Consider the following 26,906-nt stretch of genomic DNA (forward strand, 5'->3'; position numbering starts at 1 on the left):
ACATGGGTTTTGGGTCGTTTACAAGATCAGCGTCCACCGCCAATTCCTGTGGGAGCCGAGCTTGCTCGCGATGGCGGTGGGTTTGCTTGCATCAATACTGAATGTGCCGCCGCCTTCGCGAGCAGGCTCGCTCCCACAGATCTCCCACAGATCTGATGGGTGTACGACCGGGAGAATCAGGTCGGCTATAAGGCCGCCTCGCCCTGGCTTTTGATCTGGGGGCCCCGTTAACCACGCTGGCCGAACGCAGGCATTGTGGAGTGGGCATCCCGGCATGGATGCCGGGATAGCCGCGCTGGGCCATGGATGGCCCTTCGCGGCGGCCCACGGAGCAATGCCTGCGTTCGGGCACACCGAGCCTAGGCGAGGTGCCGAGTGGTGGGGCTAAGACCTTTTGGTTACTTTTGGGGCGTTTGCCAAAAGTGACCCGCCGTAAGGGCGGAACCCTAAGTGGCCGTTACCGCAGCAATGGATATGTACTCGGTCAAAAGGCTATAGACCGCTTCGCCAGCAAGCCTCACCCCCACCGCCGAGGCTCCCCAACCAACTGCCCCTGCACCCCAAACAACCCCATCTCCCGAATCACCATCAATTCCCCCTCGGTCTCCACCCGCTCGGCAATCAACGGCAAATCGATACTGTGGGCCGCGCGCTGGATCGCCTCGATGAACAAACGCTTGTCACTTTCCTGATCAATGGCACGAATGTAACTGCCGTCGATTTTCAAGTAAGCCAACCCCAGTCGCGACAGGTTGCCGATCATGCTGAACCGCCCACCAAAACGCTGCAGGCTCAGGGAAAAGCCCAGCTCGCGCAGTTGCCGGGTCAACTGCTCCAGCACGACCTGCTCCGGCAATTGCTCTTCACCAATCTCCAGGGTCAAGCGCGGCCCGAGGTTGGAATGGGCCCGCAGGATCTCAAAGATCTTGTTCAGCGCCTGAGGATCGGCCAAGGTCGCCGAAGACAGGTTCAACGCCAGGGACTGTTCATGCCCGGCCATTTGCCTGAGCACTTGTTCGAGCATCAAACGGTCCAGGCGCGCAGTCCAGCCGAAACGCTCCAACCAGGGCAGGAAACGCCCGGCGGGGATGGTCTGGCCCTGCTCATCCAGCAGTCGCGACAGCACTTTGTAATGCAGCACCACCTGGGTGTCCCGGGCGGCCACCACCGGCTGGAAGTACAGCTCGAAGCGCTGATGACTCAAGGCCTGGTCGAGCAACGTGTGCCAGGCATGGTGATCATCGCCGACACTGGCCGCCAGGCTGTGGTCCAGGCAGGCCCAACCCGGTTCACCCTGGCTTTCGGCCTGGGCCAGGGCCTGGTCGGCAAGCTGGAGCACCGCTTGCGGCGAGTCGCCGTGGACAAACGGCGCCAGCCCGATGGAGGCCACCGAAGCCACGTCCGTCGCGCCAGTGGCATGCAGGCTCGCCAGGGCGGCTTCGAGGTGTTGCGCCAGTTGCAGGGCTTCCTCACGCACCAGCCCGGGAGCCAGCACCGCGAACTCGCCGCCGCGAATACGCGTGACCAGATTGAGGGTTTCCGGGTAGCGGGCGCACTCACGCTGCAATTGCTCACCCACCGCGATCAACAGCTGGTCAGTGCGCTGCCCGCCCAACCGCTGGTTCAAACCGGCCAGGTCCTTGACCCGCAGCAACAGCAGATAACCGGAGCTGGCCTGCTCCGGGTTACTCACCCGGGCATTGAGCTGCATTTCGAAATAGCGCCGGTTGGCCAGGCCCGTGAGGGTGTCCTGGTAGGACTCGACCCGCAGCTTCTCGCTGCGCTCGGCCTGCTCCTGGAACAGCGCCTTGAGTTTCTCGACCATCTGGTTCATCGCCTGCACCACGCGCCGCAGCTCGGGAGTGCGTGGCAGCTCCGGCAGGCTCAGGAACTCGCGACGAGCAATGGCATGGGACTGATGCACCATGTAGTCCAATGGCTTGAGCTGGCGACGCAGCAGCAAGGCCCCCAGCACCGCGCTCACGGCGCCGCACAACAGCAACCAGCCCAGGCTGCCCAGGGCGCTCTGCCAGAGCTTGGCGAGGGCGAACATCGGGTGGCTGATCACTTCGACCCGCGCCGCCTGCTCCCAGCCGCGACTGACGATGGCGTCGCCACCAGCCGGTTCCAGGCCGATCAGCTTGACGAACCATTGCGGCACGCTGCCAGCGTCCGGCGTGCCGGTGCGCTCGACCAGGGTCTTGTCGGTGGCCACGTCGACCACGCGGATGCTGGCGTAGTAGCCGCTGTCGAAGATCGAGCTGACCATCAACTCCACCATCGCCGGGTCGTCGATGTTCGGCGTCAGCGAGAGCGCCAGCGCCGTGGCCGCATCCTGGGCGTGGGAGCGCAACTGGTTGACGTACTGGGCCCGCGAGCTCTCCAGGCTGACCATGAAGCTGCCACTGAAGGCAACCACCAGGAACAGACAGATAGCGATCAACAGCTGTTTGAACAAGGACATCTGAGCGCGCGCTCCTAGTTAGTCGTCTCGACCGGAAAACCTTCGGCCTGCATTTTTTTCAACACATCCTGCCACCGGGACAGGCGCTTGGTGTCACCCACTTTCTTGTTGCCCTTGGCGCCCGGCAGCCACAGCCCTTCGGCATTGAAAGAGTAGACCGGGAGCAAGTCGGTTCGCTGGCTGGCCGGCAGGATCCCGTCGATCAGGCTGTCGAGTACCAGCGGCATCGCCTCGGGCGTGGCGTAATAGGTGAGCACCATGTGGGCACGGTTCTGCCGCAAGGCCTTGACGTAGGTGATGCGCAGCTTGTCACTGGACACCCCGAGATGACGCAGGCTGAAATACTTGGCGATGGCGTAGTCTTCACAATCGCCGGCGCCCTTCCACAGGGCCTGGATCGGCGTTTCCCAATAGTCGACTTCACGCCACAGGTCGATGTCTTCCACGTAGCGCACCTGTTTGTTGAAGAACAGGTTCACCACCTTGAGCTGCTCCAGTTCCGGGATCTGTTTCTGGGTCGCCAGCAATTGCTGCCAGGCGTCGATCCGTTGCTGTCCTTCCCCCAGCGGGCCATATAACGCTTGCGCCCGCCGGCTGATCTGCGCAAAGTCCCAGTCGGCCCGCAGGCCGCCCAGCATCAGGCCGGCCAGCAACAATGCCGAACACAGCCAGCGCAAGGACCTGAAGACAGGGAACGGTGCAGCCAAGGGATATACGTCCGAAAAGGGTCGTTGGAAATTCGTTGGATGGTGACGCCTGGCCCACTAAAAGACAATGGCAAGGTGCAATCACCGCAGGCAGACTAAACTTTAGTCCAGGCACCTCCGGTCGAGAGACTTTGACGGTTCGCCAACCTGTAACTAACGTGAGCCTGGATCCAATTTTTACTACCAATCAGGGTGCGTTGTCGTGACACAGAAGCCCAAACCGCTCAGCACTATCCAGATCAACGGTCCCATTCCCGCTGACCAGGCACGCTCGATCATCGAAGAGTCCCTGCGCGAGGCCATCCTCGATGGCCGCTTGCCTTGCGGTACCGCCCTGCGCCAGCAGGAACTGGCCGACCTGTTCGGCGTGAGCCGCATGCCGGTGCGCGAGGCGTTGCGCCAGCTCGAAGCGCAGTCGCTGCTCAATGTGGTTCAGCACAAGGGCGCCGTCGTGGCGCCGTTGATCACCAACAATGCGGTAGAAACCTACGCCCTGCGTTCGGTCCTGGAGTCTTTCGCCTTGCGCCTGTCCATTCCCTTGCTCGATGACAGCGACCTGGCACTGGCAGCCCGGTACATCGAACAGCTGGAAACGGAAACCGACCACGCCGAGATCGGCAAGCTCAACCGGCTGTTCCACATGTCGCTTTATCACAAGGCACCCAACGGCAAGCTGCTGGACCTGATCGAGCGCGAGCTCAATGAAGAAGAGCGCTTCCTGCGCTTTCATCTGTCGTCCATGGGCCTGGGCAAGTTGAGCCAGGACGATCATCGCGCGCTGCTTGAGGCCGCCCGGGCCAAAGACATCGATAAAGCGATCGTATTGCTGGAACTGCACCTGGAAAAAGCCTCTGTCACCATGCGCCGGTACTTGGAACAGCCGTCGAATCAGTGATCCCACGTCGGCGCTCCGTCCGACGTAAAAAATTCTTACATATCCTTCCGACTCACTTGTCGCCAGCGCGGCGCGGCCTGACCGTGGCCGCGGCTCATCGCCCCATCAGTTCAATGGCACTGCCATCGATTTGGGCTCACTCTTGCGCTTATCGATTCAAAACAGACCTGAAGAAGTCAACGCTTGGCTGAGGCCAGGCGAATCGAAGCCAATACGCAAGGAGCGTCGTCCAACCGGCGGGATGATCGGATGTCCGACCGACGTCCTGCCCATAAAAATAAAACTTCCTTATTCCCCGATCCCTGAAGTGCTCCGAGTGAGGCATTCACTCGAACTATTCGATTCTGATACTCCTAAATCGGAAGGAGCTTCTTCGCCCCAATAAAACTTATATTAAAAGTTTTAAAAGCCCTCTTCGCGCCTAATAAAACAGCCACTTTAAATATTTAAAAAAGTACTTGCCGCTTACTTGTTCCGTGTATTAGTTTTTTATTCGCCGCGTTACTGGCGGCCCTTCCGACTTGCTAAAACCCAAGCAAACAAGGGTGCACAAGCCGGAAACACGATTTAAAGAGAATACTTAAGCCACCTTGGCAATTCATGGATTTCGGTTCAGGCACCCGCTCGCCCCCATTAACTAACGAGCCGCCTTCCGGACAAAAAATCATTGATGAGGACGTTCCAATGCAGCCATCCAAAGAACAACTATCTCTAAAGAAACACGAACTTGGCCAACACCCGGTTTTTTCCGAGATTACATCAATCGATCTGTTACGCCGCTTTATGGAAAGTCATGTCTTTGCCGTCTGGGACTTCATGTCACTGACCAAGCGACTGCAACGCGAGCTCACCTGTGTCCACCTGCCCTGGCTGCCGCCGGCCGACCCCCACGCGGCCCGCTTGATCAATGAGATCGTGCTGGGGGAAGAGTCGGATGACCGCCCTGGCGCCGGCTATTGCAGCCATTTCGAACTGTACCTGGACGCCATGCGGGAAATCGGCGCCGATACCCGTGCCATAGAGCAGTTCATCACCCTGCAGCAGGAAGGCGTCAGCCCCGAGACCGCGCTGGACAGTGTCGAGGTCGAGCCGGCGGCGGCGCGGTTCGTCCGCCAGACCTTGCACACCGCCCTGCATGCCCCGGCCCACAGCGTGGCCGCCGCCTTCGTACATGGTCGCGAGAGTGTCATCCCGCAGATGTTCCAGCGCATGTTGGACGCCTGGGGCATTGGCCTGGATCAGGCACCGACCTTCCGTTACTACCTGCAACGGCACATCGAAGTCGACTCCGAAGACCACGGGCCGGCCGCGGAAAAACTGTTGGCACGGTTGATCGACGGCGACCCGCAGCGCGAAACCGAAGTCCTGGCCGCCGCCCTCGCCGCCGTCCACAGCCGCGCAGCCTTGTGGGATGGCCTGCGCCAGAGCATGACCCAACCGGTTGCGCAGGTGATGCCATGAACGCCATCCCCTACCAATCCTTCGCCGACGCCTGGGAAAGCCGCGCCACGATCCGTACCCGGCCACGGCGCCGGGTCGAAGACGACGACAAGCTGATCTTCCCCATGAGCCGCCAACCGCTGGTGCACAGCCAGACCTTCCTCAGCCACTGTGCGCAACTGCGCGACTTTGTGCTGGTGCAGAGCCTCTACAAGTTCATCAACGACGTGGTGATTTTCGAGACCGAACTGGTGGACCACACCGCCCGGCGCATCGCCAAGAACCGCTTCGGCATCGAATTCCCATTCGCCTGCCGCTACGACGCGATGACCGTGGTGGTGGACGAGGATTACCACGCCCTGGTGGCGATGGACTTCATGCAGCAGACCATCGACATGACCGGCATCGATCCCATCCCGTTGCCGGGGCAGATCGAACTCAGCCGCGCCATACCGGCGACCCTGGCCCGAGCGCCGGAGCATTTGCTCAGCGCCGTGGAGCTGATCTGCATCGCTATCGCCGAGAACACCGTGACCAACGAAGTGGCCGCCTTCGCCCGGGACGACTCGGTCAAGGCCTCGATCAAGGGGTTGATGGCCGATCACTTGCTCGACGAGGGCCGGCACTCCGGTTTCTGGACGCGGCTGGTGCAGATCTACTGGCGCACCGCACCCGAAGAGGATCGCGCGGCGATCGCGCGCTTGATGCCCGGTTTCATCGCCCAGTACCTGGCGAGCGACCTGCAACAAGCCTTCGACTTCGAGCTGATCGCCCACCTGCCCGTCGACGAATCGGTACGCCAGTCGCTGCGTGAAGACGCCAGTGCGCTGGCGTACCCCATCAATCGTTTTCACCCGTTGGTGGGCAACATCACGCGTTTTTTCCGCGGCAGCTCGATGCTCGCGTCCCCCTGCGTACGCGACGCCCTTGCCGATTACCTGACCCCATGAGGACCTTTCGATGAGACGCCTCGACATTGCAGTGCCTGGCACCAGCCAGGCCATGACCGAACTGGCCCGGGAACTGGAACTGCACGGCCACGCAGTGGTTCGGCACTCACCGGCCGGCCACGACGCGGTCGACCTGTTGATCGACGACGGGACGACACCGCGAGCCATTGAAGCCCGTTCATGCCTTCAGATCCGCGTGGCCCTGTGCACGCTGCCCGGTGAGACATTGCCACAACCGGTGCTGGTTTTCCGCTACGGTGCGCAGCGGCTGTTGTGCCAGGAAGTGATCGCGCCGCAACGCGATGGCAATGGCCAGTCGTTGCGCCTGCGTACGCTGGCGACGCTGGTCGACACCGGCGCACGGCTGGTCAGCCAGTTATCCCGGGACGAAACCTGTTTCGATCACTGGCCAACGGTACACGCTGACGCTATCGACCCGCCCCTGCTCGGGCTCGATGCGCTGGAGCCGCTGGCCTTCGAGCACGGTCTCAATCGGCCGACGGTACCCTGGCTGCTGGCCGCCGCCGACGTGCCAGTGATGCACAGCATCGAACAGCGCCTGCTCGATGACGCCACGCAACCAGCCCTGTGGGTCGATGGGCACCTCACTGACTACAAGACCTTGCGCAGCCTGGCGCTGAGGATGCAGCAGGCCATGCTCGCCAGCCTACGCCCGGCGACCGACCGCCCGTTGGTGATCGGCGTATGCCTGCCCAAGTCCATGCAACTGTACGCCGCGATCCTGGCGGTGCTCGGTTGCGGTGCGGTGTACTTGCCGCTGGATCCGCAGCACCCGGCGCAGCGTCGGCGCTTCATCCTGGACAATGCCAAGGCCGACCTGCTGCTGCACGACGGCGACAACGACCTGGATGACGTGGCATTGCCAGCCCTGGATGTCCAGCGGCTGCCTGTGCTCAAATCGAGCATCCCGGCCTCGCTGATCCGGCGCACGGTGAACATCGACGAGCCGGCCGTGGCGATCTACACCTCCGGCACCACCGGCCAGCCCAAAGGCGTGTTGCTCAGCCACCGCAATCTCAGCCATTTCTGTGCCTGGTACGGCGACTACGTCGGGTTGCAGCGCGACAGCCGGGCGTTGCAGTTTTCCACCATCAACTTTGACGCGTCGCTGCTGGATATCCTGCCGACCTTCATCCACGGCGCCCTGCTGGTGGTGCCCAACGAAGACCAGCGCCGCGACCCGCAGCAATTGGTCGCGTTGATTCGCCAGCAGCATGTCAGCCACGCCTTTCTGCCGCCTGCGCTGCTGAGCGTCATGCCCCTGGATACGCCGTTGGGCCTGGCACACCTGATCACCGGGGGCGATGTCTGCGAGCCGTTCGTGATCGAACGGCTGGCGCCACAATGCCGGTTCCACAACATCTACGGCCCGACCGAAACCACGGTGCTGGCGACCACACGCCAGTTCGGTGTCGGCGACAACAACCGCAACCTCGGCGTGCCCATCGCCAATGGCCGGGTCCTGATCCTGGACGAACAGTTGCAACCGGTTCCCCAAGGTGTCCCCGGCGAGTTGTACATCGCCGGCCCGGGCGTCGGCCTCGGCTATCTGAACGACCCGGCGCTGACCGCGACGCGTTACCTCGACCTGGCGCTGCCCACCGGGCAAGCGCTGCGGGTCTATCGCACCGGCGATATCGGCCAGTGGACCGACAACGGCATCGAACTGTGCGGCCGCCGCGATAACCAGGTGAAGATCCGCGGTTTTCGGGTCGAGCCCGAGGAAATCGAGCACTGCCTGCGCGACAGCCAGCTGTTTCGCCAGGTGGCGGTGGGGGTCGATGAAAAGCGGCGGATCCTGGCGTTTCTGGTTCACCCCGAACAGACGCCCCCCGGCGCGGCCCTCCAGGCACTGCGCGAGCATGTGCAGAACAGCTTGCCCAGCTACATGCATCCGGCGGCCTACGTCGAATTGCCCAGCCTGCCCTACACCAGCAACGGCAAGGTCGATCGCCGGGCATTGCTCGCCATGGCGGTGCAGGTGCACGTCGACGGCCAACGGCGCCAGCCGCAGAACGCCCTGGAAACACAACTGCAGCAACTGTGGGCCGAGTTGCTTGAATTGCCGGTCGACGACATCGCCACCGACGAGAGCTTCTTCAACCTTGGCGGGCACTCGATCCTGCTGTCGCGACTGCTGCTGAGCATCCGCCAGGTGTTCGGCCGCAGCCTGTCGATCAACCGCTTCATCGAGGCGCCGACGCTGATGACCTTGGCGAAGCTGCTGGACGACCCGGAACACAGCAACGCATCGGTCCTCAACCCCCAGGCCTTCATCGATGCCGAGGCCGAGCTCAACCTCGATCCGCTGCCCATCAGCCAATGCGGCGATGTGCACAAGGTGGTGGTGACCGGCGCCAACAGCTTTCTCGGCGTGCACATCGTCGAAGCGCTGCTGGCCTGGGGCGCCACGGAGGTCGCGTGCCTGGTGCGCGCGAGCGCCGAGCACAGCGCGGCCGAACGTTTCTCCCAGGCCCTGCGGGACAATCACCTGACCCACCTGGACCTGGACCGCGTCAGCGTGTACGCCGCCGACATCACCCAACCGCAATTGGGTTTGCCGGACGACGTCTACGCCCGCATCGATCGCACGTTCGGCGCGCTGGTGCACAACGCCGCCCACGTCAACCATGTACTCGACTACGGGTCGTTGGCGCGGGACAACGTGGAACCGATTTTCGAGTGCCTGCGCCTGTGTGAAGGGCGCAGCAAGAAAATCTTCAATTTCGTATCCACGCTGTCCGCCTCCAGTGCCCTGGACGCCGATGGCCAGGTGCTGGAACAGCCTGCCGCCGAGACGCCGCCGATCTACATCAAGAACGGCTACAACCTGTCCAAATGGGTCGGCGAGCGGATCTTGCAACGGGCCCGCGATCGCGGGGTCTGGGTCAATCTGTTCCGCCCCGGCAACATCAGCTTCAACAGCCTGACCGGGGTCTGCCAGCCCCACAAGAATCGCTTGATGCTGATGCTCAAGGGCTCGATCCAGCTCGGCCAGGTGCCAGACCTGTCACTCAATTTCGACCTGATGCCGGTGGATTTCCTGGCCCGTTTCATCGCCTTCCACGCCAGCCGCTACCAGCCCACCCAAGCGGTGTTCAACCTGCACAACCCGCAGCCTTTGAGCTGGGACGCTTACGTCGCGTCGTTCCGCGACAGCGGCCGGGAATTTTCGCTGGTGAGCGTCGCCGAGTGGCAACGGCAACTGGCGCGGGTCGATGCCGACAATGCGTTGTTTGGCGTGCTGGGGTTCTACCTCAACGGCTTCGAGGAGGACATCGGCGACATCTCGCTGATCAGCCACGACAACGCCCGCGCCGGTGTGCGGCAGATGGGCGCCAGCTACCCGGAAAAGTCCCCGGCCCTGCTACGTCGCGGCGCCGACTACCTCAAGGCCATCGACTTCATTTGAAACACCCTCAACCCAAAGCAAGGAGCAAGACCATGAGTGCATTGCAACCCGACACCCTGATCAAAAACCCTCACGCCTGCCAGGTCGAAACCTCGGTGGAGGTCACGGCCGACGCGGCGCGCGTCTGGGACGTGGTGGGTGATTTTGGCGGATTCAACCGCTTCATCCCGGCCCTGGAGCACATCGAAATGACCGGCGAAGGCGTGAGGTCCCTGCGCAAGAAATTCTTCCGCGATGGGCAGAACCTGGTGGTGGAACAGCTCAACAGCCGTGACGACCAGGCCATGCACATGACCTGGACGCTGATCTACAACACTCTGGGCATCGACAACCTGTGGGCGGCCATGCGCGTCGAACCCCTGGCGGACAACCGCTGCCGCGCCACCTGGACCATCATCGCCGACCACACCGACGCCCACACCCCGTCGGGCTTCAGGGATTTCCTCCAGGGCTTCGCCGATGAGGCGATGGGGAACGTGCAGGAGATGTTCAAATAAGCACCAGTCCCTTGTGGGAGCGGGCTTGCTCGCGAAGGCGCTGGACCTGTGCCGGTGACGGTGGCTGGGCTGCCGTCATCGCGAGCAAGCTCGCTCCCACATTGAGCTGGCGTGAATCCAAGATCCGGGCTCACCGCCAATCCCCTGTGGGAGCGAGCTTGCTCGCGATGGCGGTGGCTCGGCTTGCGACTGGGGTCAGATCTTGAAGCTGTCCACCAGTTGCTTCAGTCGATTGGCCTGTTGGGACAAGGCATCGCAATCCTTCAGGGTTTCATTGAGGTTGGCCACGCTTTGCTGGTTCAGCAGGTTGATGTGGCTGACGTCCATGTTGAGGGTTTCGACCACGGCGGTCTGTTCTTCGGTCGCGGCGGCCACCGACTGGTTCATGCCATCGATCTCACCAATGCGCTGCGTCACGCTGACCAACCGCAAGCCGGCCTGGTTGGCGACTTCCACGCTTTCTTCGCTGGAGGTCTGGCTGGCGTTCATCGTGGTGACCGCTTCACGGGAACCGACTTGCAGCGAGGTGATCATCTTGTGGATTTCTTCCGCCGACTCCTGGGTGCGGTGCGCCAGGTTGCGCACTTCATCGGCCACCACCGCAAAACCGCGTCCGGCTTCACCGGCACGGGCCGCTTCGATGGCAGCGTTCAAGGCCAGCAGGTTGGTTTGCTGGGAGATGCCCTTGATCACGTCCAGGATGTGCCCGATGTTGTCGGTGCTGGCGTTCAGGGTTTCGATCTGGGTGCACGAGAGGCTGATCTTCTGCGACAGCTCGGTCATGGCCTGGATGGTTTTTTCCACCACCTGGCGACCGTCATCGGCCTGTTCGCTGGCACCGCTGGCATGCTGCGAGGCATCGGCGGCATTGCGCGCGATTTCCTGGGTCGCGGCGCCCAACTGGTTGATGGCCGCGGCCACGCTGTTGGTGCGGGCACTTTGCTCATCCGAGCCGACGAGCGAAGCGTTGGACGAAGTCATCACCCGCTGCGACAGGTCATGCACCTGGCGGGTAGCGGAAGACACTTCCGAGATCGACGCGTGAATCCGCTCCACGAACTGGTTGAACGAACCACCCAGCACCGCGAACTCATCCTTGCCCTGCACCACCAGGCGTCGGGTCAGATCGCCTTCGCCCTGGGCGATGTCCTGCATGGCGCGACCCATGGTGGTCAACGGGCGCATCAATACCTGGATCAGCATGCTCAGCAGCAACGCAATGGCCGCCACCGCGACGAACATCGCGATCAACGCCGACGTACGGAACTGGCTCAACGGCGCGTAGGCCTTGGCCTTGTCGATCGACAGGCCGATGTACCACTCGGCATTCGGCAGGCCCGCCACCTGGGTGAACGAAAGAATGCGGTCCTTCCCATTCAACTCGACCTCCTGGATACCCTTGCCAATGCGCACCGGGGTGCCGGGGTAGATATCCTTGAGGTTCTTCATCACTTGGTCTTTATCCGGGCTGACGATCACCTGACCGTCGCCGCTCACCAGGAACGCATGGCCGATACCACCGAAGTCCACGGAGTTGATGATTTTCACCAGGGTTTCCAGGCTCAAGTCGCCGCCCACCACGCCGAGCAGTTCGCCGTTGTGCTTCACCGGCAGGGCAACGGTCACCACCAGGCCACCCACCGCCGCCAGATAAGGCGGGGTCAACATGGTTTTATCAGCGGTCACCGCCTGTTTGTACCAAGGGCGCTGACGCGGGTCGTAGCCGTCAGGCATTTTCGCGTCAGGCCGCTGGGTGAAGACACCGTTGGCCTGGCCCACATAAGTGAACTGGAAATTCGACGTCAGCGCCGGCTGGTCGACCAGCCCGGGCAAATCGGCAGTCGCACCCTGGTGCGCGATGTTTTGCGCCAGGTTTTCCAATACCAGTATCCGGCCACTCATCCAGTTCTGGATGCTGCTGGCCGTCAGGTCGCCGGATTGCTCGATGGACGACTCAAGGCTGCTGCCAATGGTGTTGCGCTGCAAATAATCGTTGTAGAGCGTGAACAGGGCAAAAGCCAGAACCACCACACCAGAGGCGGCGAGAAGGATTTTGTGGCTGAACTTTAGATTCATCGATGGGGCTTCTTATGCAAGGAGTGGGGGTGCATTCCAGATTGCAACGTTCCATATAACAGCGCGGGCGGTTGTCACTTCGCTCCACTTTGGTGCACGCATATCACTCTGTCGGCAAGCCTGTACAAATAATTAGGGATTCGAAGAAATAGACGACGGGAGGACAAGGCGGGCGAATGGTGGTTGCAAATTCGCCGGGCGATGATGACAATGCGACCTATTATCATTTGTAACATCCAGGCCGTCGCGTCCATGTCATCTCCCGAGTTTGCAGTACAGGCGCTCTACAGCCGGCATCACGGCTGGCTCAATACGTGGCTGCGCACCCGGTTGGGCAATGCCGCCGACGCGGCGGACCTGGCCCAGGACACCTTCGTGCGCCTGTTGCAGCGTAGCGAACGCCTGGAGCTTAGGACGCCACGTGCCTTTTTGCGAACCATCGCCCAAGGCCTGGTGATCGACCATTGGCGGCGAGCGGAAATCGAACGCGCCTACCTGGAAACCATCGCTCACCTGCCGCAAGCCCAAACCCCTGGCGCTGAAGCCCAGGCCTTGATCCTGGAACTGCTCGAAGCCATTGCCAGGATGCTCGAAGGCCTCAAGCCGAAAGTACGCAGGGCCTTTCTGTTGGCCCAGTGCGAAGGCCTGACGTACAAGCAGATCGCCGAACAGATGGGCATCTCGTTGCGCTCGGTGGAGCGCTACGTCGCCGATGCGTTGTACCACTGCTATGTGTTGCGCTATGAAAGCTGAGCCGGCGGATCACTTGCAGAGCCGCCGCAACGGCCCGTCGCAACAGGTGGTCAGGCAGGCGATCAACTGGCTGTTGCGCCTGCGCAATCACACCGCTCACCCGACCCTGCGCCAACAGTGCGACACCTGGCGCGCCGCCCACCCTGAACACGAACTGGCCTGGCAACGGGTGCAATCGCTGCATAGCGAATTGACCTCGAACCTGCGGGCGGTGCCCGGTGCTCATGTCGCCCTGGACACCCTGGAAAACAGTGCCCAGCGCCTCAGTCGTCGCCAGGCCCTGAAGTTGCTGTCGGGTATCGCCGTGGTGAGCGGTGCGGCATGGCTGGGCAAGGACCTGGGCTGGCAAGCGTGGAATGCCGATTTCGCCACCGCCACCGGTGAACGCCGAGGTTTCCAGTTGCCGGACGGCACGCGGCTCGAGCTCAATACCCACAGCGCCGCCGACCTGGACTTCAGCGCCCGGCAGCGCCTGATTACCCTGGCCCGCGGCGAAATCATGGTCACCTGTGGCCGCGACCCGGGGCGGCCTCTACTGGTGAAAAGCCGGCATGGCCTGTTCGAAGGGCTGGAGGGGCGCTTCGTCGTGCGCCAGGACAGCGACTGCACGCGCTTGAGCGTCACCAGCGGACACGTCGTCATCCGTTCACACCCCAGCAGCGATGGCACGCCCATCCAGGTCGAGGCCGGGCAAAGCTATCTGGTCACTGCATCGACAGCGGCCCTGGCACCACCGCTGGACATGGACGCAGGCGCCTGGGCCGACGGCTTGATCGTCACGCGCAACATGCGCCTGGAGGACTTCCTCAATGAAGTAGGACGCTACCGCCCGGGCTATCTGCGCTGCGCGGCGTCAATCGCCGACCTGCGCCTGTCGGGGGTGTTCCGCTTGGAAGACACCGACAAATTGCTGGCCGTCCTGCCCCGCACGCTCCCGGTACAGCTGCGCTATCGAACCCGTTGGTGGATCACGGTGGAACGCCTGGCTTGATTTTTTTTGGCGGGTTTCAGGCCGGCGTCCGGCTAGGACAGTAAGCAACCCTTATCTGCCTTCAGCGACTCCTACGGAACCTACAATGACTGAGCGCTTACCTCTCAAGAACCCCTTCGGCTTCTCTTCGCAACCGCGCCTGTTGCGCCAGGCGATTCATGCCGCGCTGTTCTCCACGGCACTGGGCGTCAGCGTCGTGCCAATGCTCGCGCTGGCCGCACAAAACGGCGTGACCGCCAGCCGTCAGAGCTACAACATTGCCCCCGGCCCATTGAGCGATGTGCTGAACCAGTTCGCCCGCCAGGCCGGGATCACCCTGGCAAGCACCCCGGCGCAAACCGGCGGCGTTCACTCCCCGGGGCTCAAGGGCGAGTATTCGCCCGACCAGGCCCTGAGCCAGTTGCTCAGCGGCTCAGGACTGGTTGCCGTCAGCCAGGATGGCAGCAGCTACGTGCTGCAAACCGAGACCGCTGGCAGCACACTGGAATTGCCGACCACCGACATCAAGGGCTTCGCCCTGGGTAACGCGTTGGGCAGCATGGAAGGCTACAACGCCACCCACAGCCAGGTCGCCACCAAGACCAGCACCGCCCTGCGGGAAACCTCCCAGAGCGTGTCGGTGGTGACCCGCGAACAAATGGACGACCAGGGCGCGCAAACCGTGTCCCAGGCCATGCGCTACACCCCCGGCGTACTGACCAATCCCTACGGCGCCACCCACCGCTACGACTATGTGGCGATGCGCGGCTTCAACGACGGCTCGGTGGATAACATCTACCTCGACGGCCTCAAGTCCGTGGGCGACAGCGGCACCTACAGCTCCATGCAGGTCGATCCGTACTTCCTCGAGCGGGTCGACATTCTCAAGGGTCCGTCCTCGGTGCTCTACGGCCGCAGTTCGCCGGGCGGCCTGGTGGCGCTGACCAGCAAGAAGCCGCTGTACGAGGCCTATCACCAGATCCAGGCCACGGTCGGTACCCAGGGCCAGCGCGGCATGGGCTTCGACTTCAGCGGCCCGGTGGATGACGAAAAACGCATCACCTATCGCCTGATCGGCCTGGCGGACAGCTCCGACACCCAGTTCGACCACAACAAGGAAAAACGCTTCGCCCTCGCCCCCACGGTGAACATCGACTTCAGCGAGGACACCTCCCTGACCCTGCAGGCCTACCTGCAGCATGACCCCGACGGCGGCTACCACGGTGGCATGCCGGCCGACGGCACCTTGCATCAGCGCAACGGCCGACGGATTTCCGAGCATTTCTTCGAAGGCGAACCCGGTATCGACCGCTATGAGCGTGACCAGCAGTCGTTCGGCTACCAATTCGAACACCGTTTCAACGATGTCTTCACCGCCCGGCAGAACTTCCGTTACCTGGATTCCGAGGTCAAGAATGATCAGGTCTATGCCTACGACTGGACCACGCCCACCAGCAACGAGCTGAACCGCTACTACACCGGCGCCGAAGAAAAGCTCCATTCGTTCATCGTCGACAACATGCTGCAAGCCGAATTCTTCACTGGCGCCACCCAGCACACCGTACTGATGGGCGCCGACTACCAGCGCCGCAAAACCGTGGTCGACTGGACCAGCGGCAGCCTCGCACCGATCAACGCCTTCGACCCGGTCTACGGCAACTCGGCCATCACCTACTTCAGCCCCACCAGCTACCTGCGGCGCCTGGAGCAGACCGGCGTCTACCTGCAAGACCTGATCGAAATGGACAAGTGGCGCTTCTCCCTCGGCCTGCGCCAGGACTGGGTGCAAACCTCGGATGAGAACCGCATCGCTGAGTTCGGCCGTCCAGAAGGCACCGAGATCAACGACAAACGCACCAAGCTCACAGGCCGTGCCGGGGCGCTGTACCTGTTCGACAACGGCCTGGCGCCATACATCAGCTACTCCGAGTCGTTCAACCCGAACTCCTATGCCGACAGCGCCGGCAACCCGCTGCCGCCGACCGATGGCAAGCAGTGGGAACTGGGGTTGAAGTACCAGCCGCCGGGCACCGATGACCTGTACACGGCCTCGCTGTTCCGCATCGACCAGGAAAACCTGGCGACCAAACTGCCCCAGGACAATTTCTACCGCGCCATCGGGGCCGTGCGTTCCCAGGGCCTGGAGCTGGAAGCGCACCTGCAGTTGACCGAACAATTCAAAGTGCTGGGCAGCTACACCTTCACCGATATCGAATACTCGAAATCGATGGTCAGCACCCTCAGCACGCCCACCGACATCATCGAAAACAAAGGCAACTCACCGACCCAGGCGCCGCGCCACATGGCCTCGGCCTGGGCGGACTACACGTTCGACAGCGGCACCCTCGATGGCCTGCGCCTGGGCGGCGGCGTGCGCTATGTCGGCTATAGCTGGGCCGACGCGGAGAACACCATGAAGGTGCCGTCCTACACGTTGCTCGATGCCTCGGTGGGGTATGACCTGGGCAAGGTCGGCTTGAAGGGCGTGGACGTGCGCCTGAACGCGAACAACCTGACGAACGAAAGCTACGTCGCCTCGTGCGCGAGCCTGAGCTATTGCTACCTGGGCGAAGAGCGCAATGTGGCGGCGACGGTGAGTTACCAGTTCTGACTGTAACCCGTTCCTGTGGCGAGGGAGCTTGCTCCCGCTGGACTCTGTAGGAGCTGGCGAAGCCTGCGATCTTTTGATCTTTCGCTTGGGATTCAAGTGTCTGGGGAAAGATCGCAGCCTCGTTGCACTCGTCAGCTTCTACAGAGTTCCTACATAGCGCCTGCTGGCCCGGCGGGAGCTTGCTCCCGCACCACACCTTCCTGGCGCACAAACCGATTCGCCCGCCCGAACGTGCCGAAGTCATTGAACCGCACGCCCATCTCCCGCATCACCTTGTGAGCCACCGGCACCGTCAATTGGCGAATGTAGAACGGTTCCTTCACCACGAAATGATGAATGCCATGACTGCTGCCGAAGTTGAAGCAGAACGCCTGCAACGGCCACAACCACCAGGGATTGAGCACCTGGGTTTGCTGGACGACGTTGCCCGGCTCGATGTCGCCGTAGTAGTGCATGTTCGAACTGATGAAATGCAGGCAAAAGGTGCGCAACACGTTCGGCCCGATGATCACCACCGCCGCGATGTCGATCACCCGCATCGTCGCCAGCGTGGTGGCCGACCAGTCAATTGAAGTCCCCAGCAGACTGGCGACACCGTTGGCCCCGTGGAAACCGAGGAACACATACCAGGCGCCCCAGTGCAGCAACGCCAGCGGGAAATAAACCTTCAGCGTACGCTTGAGGATGCTGCGCTTGTGCACCCAGGTCTTGGCCCGCAGCAGGCGGATGAAGGCCGACATCACGTTGTCGCCCACCATCAGCAACCGCGCCAGCCCCCAGGGTTCGCCGTTGGTGATCGCCCGTTCCTCCATGTCGGCCTCGCTGCCGGACACCTTGTGATGGTTGAGGTGCAGGTGGCGGCGGATCCACGGGTTGATCGTGCTCGGCCGCGCCAGCCACACCAGCCCCATCATCAGGTTGTGGGGCAGGCGCTGTTTGCGGAAATACATGCTGTGGATCAGGTCGTGTTCCAGTTCGTGGGTCAGGGACGCGAAGAACGCGTTGAGCAACAGGCACGCCCACCCGGCCAGGTAACCGTCGATGTAGAGCAGCGCCGAACCGATCATCCCAGCCAGGGCCAGCGCCAGGATGCCCGCGCCCAGCGCATCCTGGTGGCGCAGGATCGGATAGCGCTGGCGCAGTTCATCGCCCCGGGCCAGGACCACCTGGCGAATATGGGCGGCTCGCTGTTGTGCATTCAATCGCTCGGGGCTTGCGCAAGTGCCGTGCATGGCTTACATCCTCTGTTAGAGATGTGCTCATCCTGCCGGGCGTTGTCCCATGGGGTGGTAGCCGTAAACGCCAACCTGTTGACCGCAAGCGCCAATCGTCATGACGGAACCGACCTCCCTCGCCAGTTGGACCCGCGCCCTGCGCAAGCAGCTCGATGCATTGGGCCTGGACAGCCATGCCCTGTGCGTCGAGGCGGGTCTCGACCCGCAATGGATGGACGACCCGAACGCCCGTTATCCGCTCTCGGCCACCACGCGCCTGTGGGCATTGGCCGTGCAGGCCAGCGGCGACCCGGCCATCGGCCTGCGGGTGTCGCGCTTCGTCAGCCCCACCACATTTCACGCACTGGGTTATGCCCTGGTGGCCAGCGGCAGCCTGCGGGAAGTGTTCGAGCGGATCGTGCGCTATCACCCGGTGGTCAGCGATGCACTGACCCTGCAACTGAGCCGCGGCGAAGACCGCTACCGCTTCAATCTCGATGTGCCCCAGGGCAGCCCGTCACCGGCCTTTGAAGCCATCGATGCGTTCGCGGCGATTTACGTGCGCACCTGTCGCAACCGCCTCGGCCGTGACTACGCGCCACTGGCGGTGTACCTGCGCCGCCCGGAACCGGCGGACCCCAGCCCATGGCACAAGGTGTTTCGCTCGCCGGTGCATTTCGGCGCCGCCCAGGATTGCCTGGAGTTCAACCTCAGCGATTTTGACAGCCATCTGGACGACGCCAACCCCGAACTGGCCGAGCACAATGAAACGGTGCTCGAACGCACCCTCGCACAGCTCAAGCCTCTGACCTGGGAACGCAAGGTGCGCGCGGCCATCGAGGCCCAACTGCCCGAAGGCGAGCCCAGCGCCGAACGCATCGCCCAGGCCATGCACCTGAGCCTGCGCAGCCTGCAACGGCACCTGGCCGACGAAGGTTGCCGCTTCGACGCACTGCTCAACGAATGTCGGGAAAACCTGGCGCTACTGCACCTGCGCGATCCCCAATGCTCGCTGAGCGAAGTCAGCTACCTGCTGGGCTTCGCCGATACCAGCAGCTTCAGCCGCGCTTTCAAGCGCTGGACCGGGATGACGCCGGGGCAGTTTCGGGACGGGTTGCGCTAGGGACTTGTTACGCCTGGGCTTGCTCGCGATGGCGGTGTATCAGTCAATATTGATGTCGACTGACCTGTCGCCTTCGCGAGCAAGCTCGCTCCCACAGGGCTCAGTCGGTTTCAGATAGTGGTCAACCCGCGCAACCGTTCGATGTCGACGATTTCGATCTCGCCATACCCCAAGTGGAGAATGCCCTGGGCTTGCAGGTCCTTGAGAATCTGGTTGGTGGTCTGGCGGGACAGCGAGAGCATCAGCGCCAGTTGCTCCTGGGGCAGTTGCAAGACCCGGCGCGGCGGTTCGATTTCGCCGTAGCCTTCGGCGATCATCAGCAGGCGGTGGGCCACGCGGGCCGGGGCGGGCATCAGGCTCAGGTGTTCGAGGTTGATGAAGGTCAGGCGCAGTTTGTGACTCATCAACAATGCCAGATGCCGCCAGTAGATCGGTTGCGCTTGCAGGAAGGTCAGCAACGGCGCCTGGGGCACATGCAGCAGCGTACCTTGACCCACCACGACCGCATCATGGGTCCGTGGCTGGCCATCGAACAGGGAGATTTCACCGAACCAGTGAGGTGCCTCCACCACGCTCAGCAACGCTTCCTTGCCCTGTTCGTTCACCGCACCGACGCGCACCGCGCCTTCCAGCACGGCATACAGCCCACAGGGTGGATCGCCGCGCTGGAACAGCCGATGCCCCGCTGGCAGGCGGCGCACCCGCGCCATGTCCAGCAGACTATTCTGTAACTCATCAGGCAGATGGCTGTACCAGTGGCCGGCCATCAGGTGTGAGTGCCAGGGATGCGAATTCATGGAAACTCCGGGACAAGTGTCGGCTAACTGACAGAACGCCTCGTGGTACCCGGGCATCATGCAGTCATCACCTCAGGAGGAACAACAATGAAAAGCCTCGTCGATCATCTCAGTCAATACGCTGCTTATCACCGAGACCCGCGCAATATCGCCAGTCATTTCATCGGGATTCCGCTGATCTTCGTCGCCGTCGCCGTGCTGCTGTCACGTCCCGGCTGGCCAGTGGGCACAGTGCTGGTGTCGCCAGCGCTGCTGGCGGCGGTGGCCAGTGCCTGGTTCTACCTGCGCCTGGAGTTGCGCCTGGGGGTGCTGATGACGGTGCTGCTGGGCCTGGCGGTATGGCTGGGCCAGGTGCTCGCCGCGCAAAGCACCTGGGTATGGCTGGGCAGTGGCCTGGGAATGTTCGTGGTGGGCTGGGTGATCCAGTTCGTCGGCCACTATTACGAAGGCCGCAAGCCGGCGTTCGTCGACGACCTCACCGGGCTGATTGTCGGGCCGTTGTTCGTGGTGGTGGAAGCGGGCTTCCTGCTGGGGCTTCGCGGCGAACTGAAGCGGGCCATCGAAGAGCGTGTCGGGCCGGTGGTGTTGCGCAACCAGCGTTCGGCGGCGTGAAAAAACCATGCCCCTCTGTGGGAGCGAGCTTGCTCGCGATTGCGCTCGGCCAGACACATCCGTGTCGACTGGTCCACCGCTATCGCGAGCAAGCTCGCTCCCACAGGAGTCAGGCCTTACCGTTCAAGCGTTACAGGGCACCGAACTCGACCCGGATGGTCAGCGCGCCGGTGTTATCTTTCAAGCCAGACCCGTACTGCCCGGTCAGGTCATCGTTGATGCACAGTTGCAGCTCCCCTTGCTGATTGCCCGGAACCTGCGCCAGATCCCCCACCAGGAAGGGCTTGCCACCGTTGCCCACGCGACCGATCAAGGCGCCTTCGGCGGCACCGGGCAAGGCATAGCTGCTGTAGTCGATGTGCCTCGAACCGCCATTTCCATCGACATTGCCACCCTGCGGACTGGCACACCATAGCCCACTGACGTAGCGGACCAGGCGCGGTACCAAGCCGTTGACCTGCACGCCAGTGCCCTGCCAGGCGACGTTGGATTGGACCTGCATCGTCACCGCCTTCAGGTCGTTGGCCACAGTGTCCCCGGCCTGGAACGACAGCGCCGCGATCGTCAGGCTCGGGTTCGAGGTGCCGGTGCTGGGGAACACGCCATCGCCCACCAGGAACAGGTTCTTGTGGTCCCAACTGCGCTGGTCCTTGTCCACCACCGACTTGGCCGGATCATCGCCCATGCGATAGGTGCCCATCAGGTGCCCGGCGCCCTGGAAGGTGTAATCCTCTTTTAGGTGCGTGAATTTCCCTTGGCCAATGGGTGCCGTCAGCTCCTCCGCGCCGAGCAGGTCCTTGATGATGTGGCTCGCCAATCTCTTCGCCTGCCTGAAACCTTCCTTGGTGTAATCGGACAGGTCGTAGTGGATTTCCGGCCGTAGAATGCCGAGCCCGTCCGTGAGCTTGTCCGTCGAGGGCACGATGTAGCTCTTGGCCTTGTCGGGATCCTTCTCCACCTGCTCCACCAAAAAGCCGATCCGGAACTGGCGGATGAACAGGTCGTTGAGCCGTTGAATCAGGGCCGTGCCGTAAAGCACTTCAGTGGACTGCGTGTTCTTTTTCGATGGCAACGGGTTGGTGCGACTTATGTTCTTGCCGTCGATGAAATCGACCACGGTGACGTAAGGGTCGCCCACCGGCCAGTTCCAGCCCTCGTTGCCGATTTCGATGCGCCACGCCGCCCGCTGGCTGCGAAAGTCGCCGTCACGCAGGCTCTCGATGCCTGCCGTGGACACCGGACCACGATATGGAAACACCGTCTTGCCTTCCGGCATCAGCCCCCAAGCCAGGTAAATCGGATGGTCGGACAGGCTGCGTCCGACCTGGCCGCTGCTATTGGCCACGCCATCGGGCCAGGCCGGGGTCTTGGAGTTGAGCAGCAATTTAGGGGTCTCGATGGCATGGGCCGCGATCACGTAACGTTGCCCGATGGCCACGCCGGTGCCCGTCTTCGGTCCCTCGCCAAGCTGGTATTGAATGAATTCGACGCCATTGATGTGCTTGTCCGGGCCCACCGTCACTTTGCTGGCCACGGTCCGGTACATGACCCGGACCTTGCCGGTGGCCAGGGCCTTGTTCAGGGTCACGGTGGCGTCGTACTTGGCCTGGATCGGGCAGATCGGCGTGCAGTTGGTATTGCCGGCACACACCCGGCGCCCGGCGTAGGGCTGGGAGTTGCGCCCGGCCGGGGTCGGACTGACCACCAGCGGCAACCCGTCGAAGCTCTTGCCGGTCACGGCCGCGACAAAACTGCCATCGACCAGCGACAACGGAATGCTGTGCATCGGGAATGAATAGCCCTCGGGAAAGGTCATGCCCAGGTAGGCCTGGTCGGCGACATTGGCCGACACCCCGATTTCCGCCTCCGCCCGGCAATAGGCGCTTTGCAAGTCGTCGTAGCCGATCGGCCAATCCACCCCGACGCCGTACTTGCTCTTCAGGCGGAAATCGTTCGGCACCATGCGCAGGCACGTCCCGACCCAGTGCCAGGTCGTGCCACCACCCACCCGTTCATAAGTGCTGTTGAAAGGCAGCGGGCCCTTCTGCACCAGGTAGCTGGTTTTCGGCTTGTTCCAGCCAAGAATCAGGTCGGCGATGGTCGCTCGAGGCGCATTTTCCTTGCTCGGGTCACGCGACGAGTCCAGGGTCGACACTGGCGGATAGGGCGACTCCGGGGTCTTCAGGGTGGCGGTGTAGAAACGCTCCAGGTATTGCGCACGGTTGGCCGGGATCTCCGGACCCGATTCGAGCACCAGCACATCCACGCCAGCCATGCCCAACTGATAAGCGATGATGCTGCCGGCCAGCCCCGCGCCAACGATGATCACCTCGGCTTGTTCGGTACTCATGACGAGGCTCCTTGCGTGTTGGCAGGCACGCCGGTGTAGTCCTCAAGGCTCGGTGGCGTGGTGTTCCAATAGCCGAAAAACATCTCGCTGTAGCCCATGGGATGGGCCTGGGCGATTTTCCAGGCCCAGCTCTGGATGTAGGCCTGGTCGGACACCACCGTCGAATCGGTCGATGCGTAGTCACCGGCGGTATAAGGCTGATACCAGACGCCCAACAACCACAGCTTCATGATCGAACGCGCGGCTTGGGCCGCTTGGGTGACAGCCGGGCGCGATCCGTCCATCAGCACCGCTTGGGCGATCTGGTCAGGGGGCACATTGTCCGCCGCCAGCGTGGCGTACTGAGTCAGCAAGGCGTTGAGTACAGCAGGGGTGATACGCGGGGTGATGAACGCGAGAAAAGTTGGCGGCAGACCCACCTGATCGATCGTCGGCGCCAGCCGATCCGTGGGAATGCCAGTCAGGGCCGAAGACAGGCCTACGAAATTGTCCAGATCACTGCTCATGGTTGACTCCTTGTCCGCCAGTGGACTGTGCACGTTCAAGCAAATAGGTGAAATCCGCGAAGCTGGTGCGCGCAGACTCGGTGACATGGGTGGCCGCGTTGCCGTGACAGGCCATGCAACTGGAGGACGCCTGGGGCACGGTGCCCTGGATGTAGGTTTCCAGCGTGGCGTTGGCCAGGAACAACGGCGCAGGGCTGCCCAGCGGGTTGGCGGCCGATACCTGGCAGTTCTTGGGCGGGTCTGACGGCCACTGGGTACTGATCAGTTGATAGTTCGCCCAGACACTCTGCTTGTTCACCGTACGCAACAGCGTTTGATAGGTGGTATTGAGGGTTTTGGTGGCTTCGGTCAGCGGCACTTCCCGCACGATCTGCGAGGGTGTCGCCTTGACTGCCGGGTTCCACGGCCGTGGCGGCGGCTGGTTGATGTCACTTTTGCTGGCCGCGTTGTAGAACAGATAAGGCCCCGTGCGCTGGGCCACAGGCGTGGTTTTTTCCGGCACGTTTTTCACATGTTCAAAGGTTGACCAGACCCATTGCGCCGCACTGGCGGTCTTATGGACCATATGCAACCCCACCAACCCGACCGGCTCGGACACGCATGACTCCGCGACGATCGGCCCATGGCTCGGGTCGTTGTTGCCCGGGGTGTAGACCAGTGCATCGACGGTATGGAAATCCTGGCGGTTGTCGTTGGGGCCCAGCACTTTCCACGATGCCTTCACCATCACCGCGCCGACCTGTTTGGTCTGGGTGGAACCACAGCTGAACGCCACGGTGTTGTTCGGGTTGGCGGCGAAGAATTTCTGCTGGCCTTCAATGCTGTACAGACCGTTGTCGACGATGCCGTCGAACATCGATTGGTTGACCACGATTTCGTTGCGCGTGTAGGTACCGTTCTGGTCCACCAGCGGGCCGCTCTCGAAGGGTTGGATAAACTCATCCAGCACATCGGGAACCTTGCCCATCTGCTGGAGCAGGCGACCTGGCTTGAGCGACTTGCACGCTTCAGGAAGAGTCGCCGATGCGTTCCAGGGCAGCGGCGCCTGGCCCTTGGCCCGGAAGATCTGGTAACTCTCCTTCCAGCTTTCCCACACCGTGGCGCCATCCTGCTTGCCAATGGAGGTGCCGGTATCCGGATGACCGTTGTCCAGCGCCGGCCAGTTCAGGGCGATGAAGGTCTGCCATGACAGGTCATCGAAATCGGCTTGCAGGCTGGGCAGTGAAACCGGTTGGGTCACCGTGACATCGAAGGGTATCTGCGGCGATAACGAAGGGGCGGCGCTGGCGGCCGGGACCAGCAAAACGCCTAACAATGCATAGCCAAACGGGCCATGCCGACTGACTTCCATTCTCATACTTCATCTCCTTGGCATCAGGGCGCCAGGAGATAACACCGGTCCGTCGTTGGACTCTCACTTGCCTCCTGGCATGTCAGAGTCTAGGTAGGGTTTTGGCGGGAAAAAGGCGTTAGCGTAGAACCAATCGAAGCAAGGCTGGGTAGAGTTATTCAGATTTTGATCGGGGGCAGTGAGGACGCCATCGCGAGCAAGCTCGCTCCCACAATGGATCTCCATAGGTACACAAATAGTGTGTTCACTGAAGTTCTACTGTGGGAGCGAGCTTGCTCGCGATGCTTTTAGAGGTTGGAAACCTTCTGCCAGACCTTCGGCTTGAAGAACAGCGTCTCGCCCTTCGCCAGGCCCACCAGGCTGTCATGGTCCTTCACCACTTCCGCCTCGATCAGTTCGCTCTGGCCCTCCACCTTCAACGTCACCCGAGTGGTCGCGCCAAGCGGGCGAATGTCGCGCACTTCGGCGGCGTGGTGGTCTTCCAGCTCCGAGCGCGACAGCGAGACTTCGTGAGGGCGGAACAGCACGTGCCGGTCCTCCCCCAAGTGCAGGCGGTTCGAGTCGCCGAGGAAGTGGTACACAAAATCACTGGCCGGGTTTTCATAGACATCGCCCGGCGAGCCGATCTGCTCGATCACGCCCTTGTTCATCACCACGATCCGGTCGGCGACTTCCATGGCTTCTTCCTGGTCGTGGGTCACGAACACCGAGGTCAGGTTGATGTCCTCGTGCAGGCGCGCCAGCCAGCGACGCAGTTCCTTGCGGACCTTGGCGTCGAGGGCGCCGAACGGTTCGTCCAGCAACAGTACCTTGGGTTCCACAGCCAGGGCGCGGGCCAGGGCGATCCGCTGACGCTGGCCGCCGGACAGCTGCTCCGGGTAGCGGTCGGCGAGCCAGTCCAGTTGCACCATGTTCAGCAGTTCGTGGACCTTGGTCGCGATCTGGCTTTCGTTCGGGCGCTGGTTCTTGGGCTTCATGCGCAGGCCGAAGGCGACGTTGTCGAACACCGTCATGTGGCGGAACAAGGCGTAGTGCTGGAACACGAAACCGACGTTGCGATCTCGTACGTCGTGGCCGGACACGTCCTCGCCGTGGAACACGATGCTGCCTTGGTCCGGCGTTTCAAGACCCGCGATGATTCGCAGCAAGGTGGTCTTGCCACAGCCCGACGGGCCGAGCAGCGCCACCAGCTCACCGCTCTGGATGTCCAGGCTGATCTCGTCCAGGGCCCTGAAGGCGTTGAAATTCTTGCTGACGTTACGGACTTCGATCGACATGACTTATTCCTCCGCGGCGCTGGCGCGCAGGCGGTTGATTCGGTTTTCGCTCCACTGCTTGAGCAGCAGGATGAAGAGCGCCAGGATCAGCAACAGGCTCGCCACAGCGAACGCGGCCACGTGGTTGTATTCGTTGTAGAGGATCTCGACGTGCAGCGGCAGGGTGTTGGTCACCCCGCGAATATGCCCGGACACCACCGACACCGCGCCGAACTCGCCCATGGCCCGGGCGGTACACAGCACCACGCCATAGATCAGGCCCCACTTGATGTTCGGCACGGTGACATGCCAGAACATCTGCCAGCCATTGGCGCCCAGCAGGCGCGCGGCCTCTTCTTCCTGGGTGCCTTGTTCCTGCATCAGCGGGATCAGCTCACGGGCCACGAACGGCACCGTGACGAAGATGGTCGCCAGGACGATGCCCGGCAGCGCGAACACGATCTGGATGTCGTGATCCGACAGCCACGGCCCGAACAGGCCCTGGGCGCCGAACATCAACACGTAGACCAGGCCCGCGATCACCGGCGACACCGAGAACGGCAGGTCGATCAGCGTCACCAGCATGCTCTTGCCACGGAACGAATACTTGCTCACGCACCACGCGGCACTGACGCCGAACACCAGGTTCAGCGGCACCGAGATCAGCACGGCGATCACCGTGAGCTTCAACGCCGACAGCGCGTCGGGTTCGAAGATCGCGGTGAAGAACGCCCCCAACCCGAGCTTCAGGCCCTGGGACACCACGATGAACAGCGGCAACAACAAAAACAGCGCGAAAATCAGCCAGCCGAGGCCGATCAGCACGCGCCGCGACGTCGCACTGCCGCGACGGGCGGCATTGGTGGAGGCTGCGGAAATAGACGATTGGGACATGTTCGCG

At 62.3% G+C, this 26,906-nt stretch carries 20 protein-coding genes and 1 pseudogene; 10 read left to right on the forward strand and 11 right to left on the reverse strand.

Annotated elements, in window-relative coordinates; translation table 11 throughout:
• Window positions 1-517 precede the first annotated feature (517 nt).
• Both lapD and lapG read right to left on the reverse strand, forming a co-directional pair.
• A complete protein-coding gene (lapD, locus tag BLU85_RS28120; RefSeq protein ID WP_092204949.1) occupies window positions 518-2,464 on the reverse strand; it encodes a cyclic di-GMP receptor LapD in 1,947 nt (648 codons plus the stop codon).
• A 14-nt stretch (window positions 2,465-2,478) separates the two neighbouring features.
• Entirely contained in the window at window positions 2,479-3,171 is a 693-nt protein-coding gene (gene lapG / locus BLU85_RS28125; protein ID WP_092204950.1) for a cysteine protease LapG, read from the reverse strand.
• A gap of 202 nt (window positions 3,172-3,373) precedes the next feature.
• Here lapG and BLU85_RS28130 point away from each other — a divergent pair, with 202 nt between their 5' ends.
• The 5 genes from BLU85_RS28130 to BLU85_RS28150 all read left to right on the forward strand — a co-directional run bounded on the left by BLU85_RS28130 (window position 3,374) and on the right by BLU85_RS28150 (window position 10,386).
• Window positions 3,374-4,066 (forward strand): GntR family transcriptional regulator, encoded by a 693-nt coding sequence (locus tag BLU85_RS28130; RefSeq protein WP_092204951.1) that lies wholly within the window; start codon window positions 3,374-3,376, stop codon window positions 4,064-4,066.
• A 684-nt stretch (window positions 4,067-4,750) separates the two neighbouring features.
• Entirely contained in the window at window positions 4,751-5,527 is a 777-nt protein-coding gene (locus BLU85_RS28135; protein WP_092204952.1) for a DUF3050 domain-containing protein, read from the forward strand.
• Window positions 5,524-6,456 (forward strand): diiron oxygenase, encoded by a 933-nt coding sequence (locus BLU85_RS28140; protein WP_092204953.1) that lies wholly within the window; start codon window positions 5,524-5,526, stop codon window positions 6,454-6,456. Before BLU85_RS28135 ends, BLU85_RS28140 begins: the two co-directional genes overlap by 4 nt.
• Before the next feature lie 10 nt (window positions 6,457-6,466).
• Entirely contained in the window at window positions 6,467-9,889 is a 3,423-nt protein-coding gene (locus BLU85_RS28145) for a non-ribosomal peptide synthetase (RefSeq protein ID WP_092204954.1), read from the forward strand.
• 32 nt (window positions 9,890-9,921) lie between these two features.
• Entirely contained in the window at window positions 9,922-10,386 is a 465-nt protein-coding gene (locus BLU85_RS28150; protein WP_092176922.1) for an SRPBCC family protein, read from the forward strand.
• A gap of 195 nt (window positions 10,387-10,581) precedes the next feature.
• On the opposite strand, the gene BLU85_RS28155 is transcribed toward BLU85_RS28150, so the two are convergent.
• Window positions 10,582-12,462 (reverse strand): methyl-accepting chemotaxis protein, encoded by a 1,881-nt coding sequence (locus tag BLU85_RS28155; protein WP_092204955.1) that lies wholly within the window; start codon window positions 12,460-12,462, stop codon window positions 10,582-10,584.
• A 252-nt stretch (window positions 12,463-12,714) separates the two neighbouring features.
• Between BLU85_RS28155 and BLU85_RS28160 the strand changes: the two genes are divergently transcribed.
• The 3 genes from BLU85_RS28160 (at window position 12,715) to BLU85_RS28170 (ending at window position 16,796) form a co-directional block, all read left to right on the forward strand.
• Window positions 12,715-13,215 (forward strand): sigma-70 family RNA polymerase sigma factor, encoded by a 501-nt coding sequence (locus tag BLU85_RS28160; protein WP_092204956.1) that lies wholly within the window; start codon window positions 12,715-12,717, stop codon window positions 13,213-13,215.
• A complete protein-coding gene (locus tag BLU85_RS28165; RefSeq protein WP_092204957.1) occupies window positions 13,205-14,206 on the forward strand; it encodes a FecR domain-containing protein in 1,002 nt (333 codons plus the stop codon). Before BLU85_RS28160 ends, BLU85_RS28165 begins: the two co-directional genes overlap by 11 nt.
• Before the next feature lie 85 nt (window positions 14,207-14,291).
• On the forward strand, window positions 14,292-16,796 hold the full coding sequence (locus tag BLU85_RS28170; protein ID WP_092204958.1) for a TonB-dependent siderophore receptor: 2,505 nt from the start codon (window positions 14,292-14,294) through the stop codon (window positions 16,794-16,796).
• A 149-nt stretch (window positions 16,797-16,945) separates the two neighbouring features.
• Here the strand turns inward: BLU85_RS28170 and BLU85_RS28175 are convergent, their stop codons facing one another.
• On the reverse strand, window positions 16,946-18,028 hold the full coding sequence (locus BLU85_RS28175; protein WP_092204959.1) for a fatty acid desaturase: 1,083 nt from the start codon (window positions 18,026-18,028) through the stop codon (window positions 16,946-16,948).
• A gap of 100 nt (window positions 18,029-18,128) precedes the next feature.
• Here BLU85_RS28175 and BLU85_RS28180 point away from each other — a divergent pair, with 100 nt between their 5' ends.
• Window positions 18,129-19,133 carry an AraC family transcriptional regulator gene (locus tag BLU85_RS28180; protein WP_092204960.1) on the forward strand — a complete coding sequence of 335 codons (1,005 nt, stop codon included), beginning with the start codon at window positions 18,129-18,131 and terminating at the stop codon, window positions 19,131-19,133.
• 14 nt (window positions 19,134-19,147) lie between these two features.
• On the opposite strand, the pseudogene BLU85_RS31510 reads toward BLU85_RS28180, so the two are convergent.
• Window positions 19,148-19,237 (reverse strand): annotated as a pseudogene (locus tag BLU85_RS31510) (metal ABC transporter ATP-binding protein); the annotation flags it as partial.
• A gap of 6 nt (window positions 19,238-19,243) precedes the next feature.
• Window positions 19,244-19,930 carry a Crp/Fnr family transcriptional regulator gene (locus BLU85_RS28185; protein ID WP_092204961.1) on the reverse strand — a complete coding sequence of 229 codons (687 nt, stop codon included), beginning with the start codon at window positions 19,928-19,930 and terminating at the stop codon, window positions 19,244-19,246.
• 87 nt (window positions 19,931-20,017) lie between these two features.
• On the opposite strand from BLU85_RS28185, the gene BLU85_RS28190 reads away from it, so the two are divergent.
• Window positions 20,018-20,542, forward strand: coding sequence for an Mpo1 family 2-hydroxy fatty acid dioxygenase (locus tag BLU85_RS28190; protein WP_092204962.1), 525 nt, complete (start codon window positions 20,018-20,020; stop codon window positions 20,540-20,542).
• 130 nt (window positions 20,543-20,672) lie between these two features.
• Here the strand turns inward: BLU85_RS28190 and BLU85_RS28195 are convergent, their stop codons facing one another.
• From BLU85_RS28195 to cysW, 5 genes are all read right to left on the reverse strand, one after another.
• Window positions 20,673-22,892 carry a GMC oxidoreductase gene (locus tag BLU85_RS28195; protein WP_092204963.1) on the reverse strand — a complete coding sequence of 740 codons (2,220 nt, stop codon included), beginning with the start codon at window positions 22,890-22,892 and terminating at the stop codon, window positions 20,673-20,675.
• Entirely contained in the window at window positions 22,889-23,398 is a 510-nt protein-coding gene (locus BLU85_RS28200; RefSeq protein ID WP_092204964.1) for a sorbitol dehydrogenase, read from the reverse strand. The genes BLU85_RS28195 and BLU85_RS28200 overlap by 4 nt, the downstream gene beginning before the upstream one ends.
• Entirely contained in the window at window positions 23,388-24,755 is a 1,368-nt protein-coding gene (locus BLU85_RS28205) for a cytochrome C (protein WP_092204965.1), read from the reverse strand. Before BLU85_RS28205 ends, BLU85_RS28200 begins: the two co-directional genes overlap by 11 nt.
• A gap of 281 nt (window positions 24,756-25,036) precedes the next feature.
• Window positions 25,037-26,026 (reverse strand): sulfate/molybdate ABC transporter ATP-binding protein, encoded by a 990-nt coding sequence (locus tag BLU85_RS28210; protein WP_092204966.1) that lies wholly within the window; start codon window positions 26,024-26,026, stop codon window positions 25,037-25,039.
• A 3-nt stretch (window positions 26,027-26,029) separates the two neighbouring features.
• Window positions 26,030-26,899: a sulfate ABC transporter permease subunit CysW gene (cysW, locus tag BLU85_RS28215; protein WP_024618577.1), complete on the reverse strand. Its 870-nt coding sequence runs from the start codon at window positions 26,897-26,899 to the stop codon at window positions 26,030-26,032.
• Window positions 26,900-26,906: the final 7 nt, after the last annotated feature.

The organism is Pseudomonas sp. NFACC14, from assembly GCF_900106885.1.
Classification (GTDB): Bacteria; Pseudomonadota; Gammaproteobacteria; order Pseudomonadales; family Pseudomonadaceae; genus Aquipseudomonas; species Aquipseudomonas fluorescens_AA.

Excerpts from the sequence above, each read along its gene's own strand:
- BLU85_RS28190 (WP_092204962.1), top strand. The coding sequence starts at position 20,018 with ATGAAAAGCCTCGTCGATCATCTCAGTCAATACGCTGCTTATCACCGA.
- BLU85_RS28185 (WP_092204961.1), bottom strand. The coding sequence starts at position 19,930 with ATGAATTCGCATCCCTGGCACTCACACCTGATGGCCGGCCACTGGTAC.
- BLU85_RS28150 (WP_092176922.1), top strand. The coding sequence starts at position 9,922 with ATGAGTGCATTGCAACCCGACACCCTGATCAAAAACCCTCACGCCTGC.
- BLU85_RS28195 (WP_092204963.1), bottom strand. The coding sequence starts at position 22,892 with ATGAGTACCGAACAAGCCGAGGTGATCATCGTTGGCGCGGGGCTGGCC.
- BLU85_RS28180 (WP_092204960.1), top strand. The coding sequence starts at position 18,129 with ATGACGGAACCGACCTCCCTCGCCAGTTGGACCCGCGCCCTGCGCAAG.
- lapD (WP_092204949.1), bottom strand. The coding sequence starts at position 2,464 with ATGTCCTTGTTCAAACAGCTGTTGATCGCTATCTGTCTGTTCCTGGTG.
- BLU85_RS28165 (WP_092204957.1), top strand. The coding sequence starts at position 13,205 with ATGAAAGCTGAGCCGGCGGATCACTTGCAGAGCCGCCGCAACGGCCCG.
- BLU85_RS28140 (WP_092204953.1), top strand. The coding sequence starts at position 5,524 with ATGAACGCCATCCCCTACCAATCCTTCGCCGACGCCTGGGAAAGCCGC.
- BLU85_RS28175 (WP_092204959.1), bottom strand. The coding sequence starts at position 18,028 with ATGCACGGCACTTGCGCAAGCCCCGAGCGATTGAATGCACAACAGCGA.
- BLU85_RS28210 (WP_092204966.1), bottom strand. The coding sequence starts at position 26,026 with ATGTCGATCGAAGTCCGTAACGTCAGCAAGAATTTCAACGCCTTCAGG.
- BLU85_RS28205 (WP_092204965.1), bottom strand. The coding sequence starts at position 24,755 with ATGAGAATGGAAGTCAGTCGGCATGGCCCGTTTGGCTATGCATTGTTA.
- BLU85_RS28160 (WP_092204956.1), top strand. The coding sequence starts at position 12,715 with ATGTCATCTCCCGAGTTTGCAGTACAGGCGCTCTACAGCCGGCATCAC.
- BLU85_RS28135 (WP_092204952.1), top strand. The coding sequence starts at position 4,751 with ATGCAGCCATCCAAAGAACAACTATCTCTAAAGAAACACGAACTTGGC.
- BLU85_RS28200 (WP_092204964.1), bottom strand. The coding sequence starts at position 23,398 with ATGAGCAGTGATCTGGACAATTTCGTAGGCCTGTCTTCGGCCCTGACT.
- BLU85_RS28145 (WP_092204954.1), top strand. The coding sequence starts at position 6,467 with ATGAGACGCCTCGACATTGCAGTGCCTGGCACCAGCCAGGCCATGACC.
- cysW (WP_024618577.1), bottom strand. The coding sequence starts at position 26,899 with ATGTCCCAATCGTCTATTTCCGCAGCCTCCACCAATGCCGCCCGTCGC.
- BLU85_RS28170 (WP_092204958.1), top strand. The coding sequence starts at position 14,292 with ATGACTGAGCGCTTACCTCTCAAGAACCCCTTCGGCTTCTCTTCGCAA.
- BLU85_RS28155 (WP_092204955.1), bottom strand. The coding sequence starts at position 12,462 with ATGAATCTAAAGTTCAGCCACAAAATCCTTCTCGCCGCCTCTGGTGTG.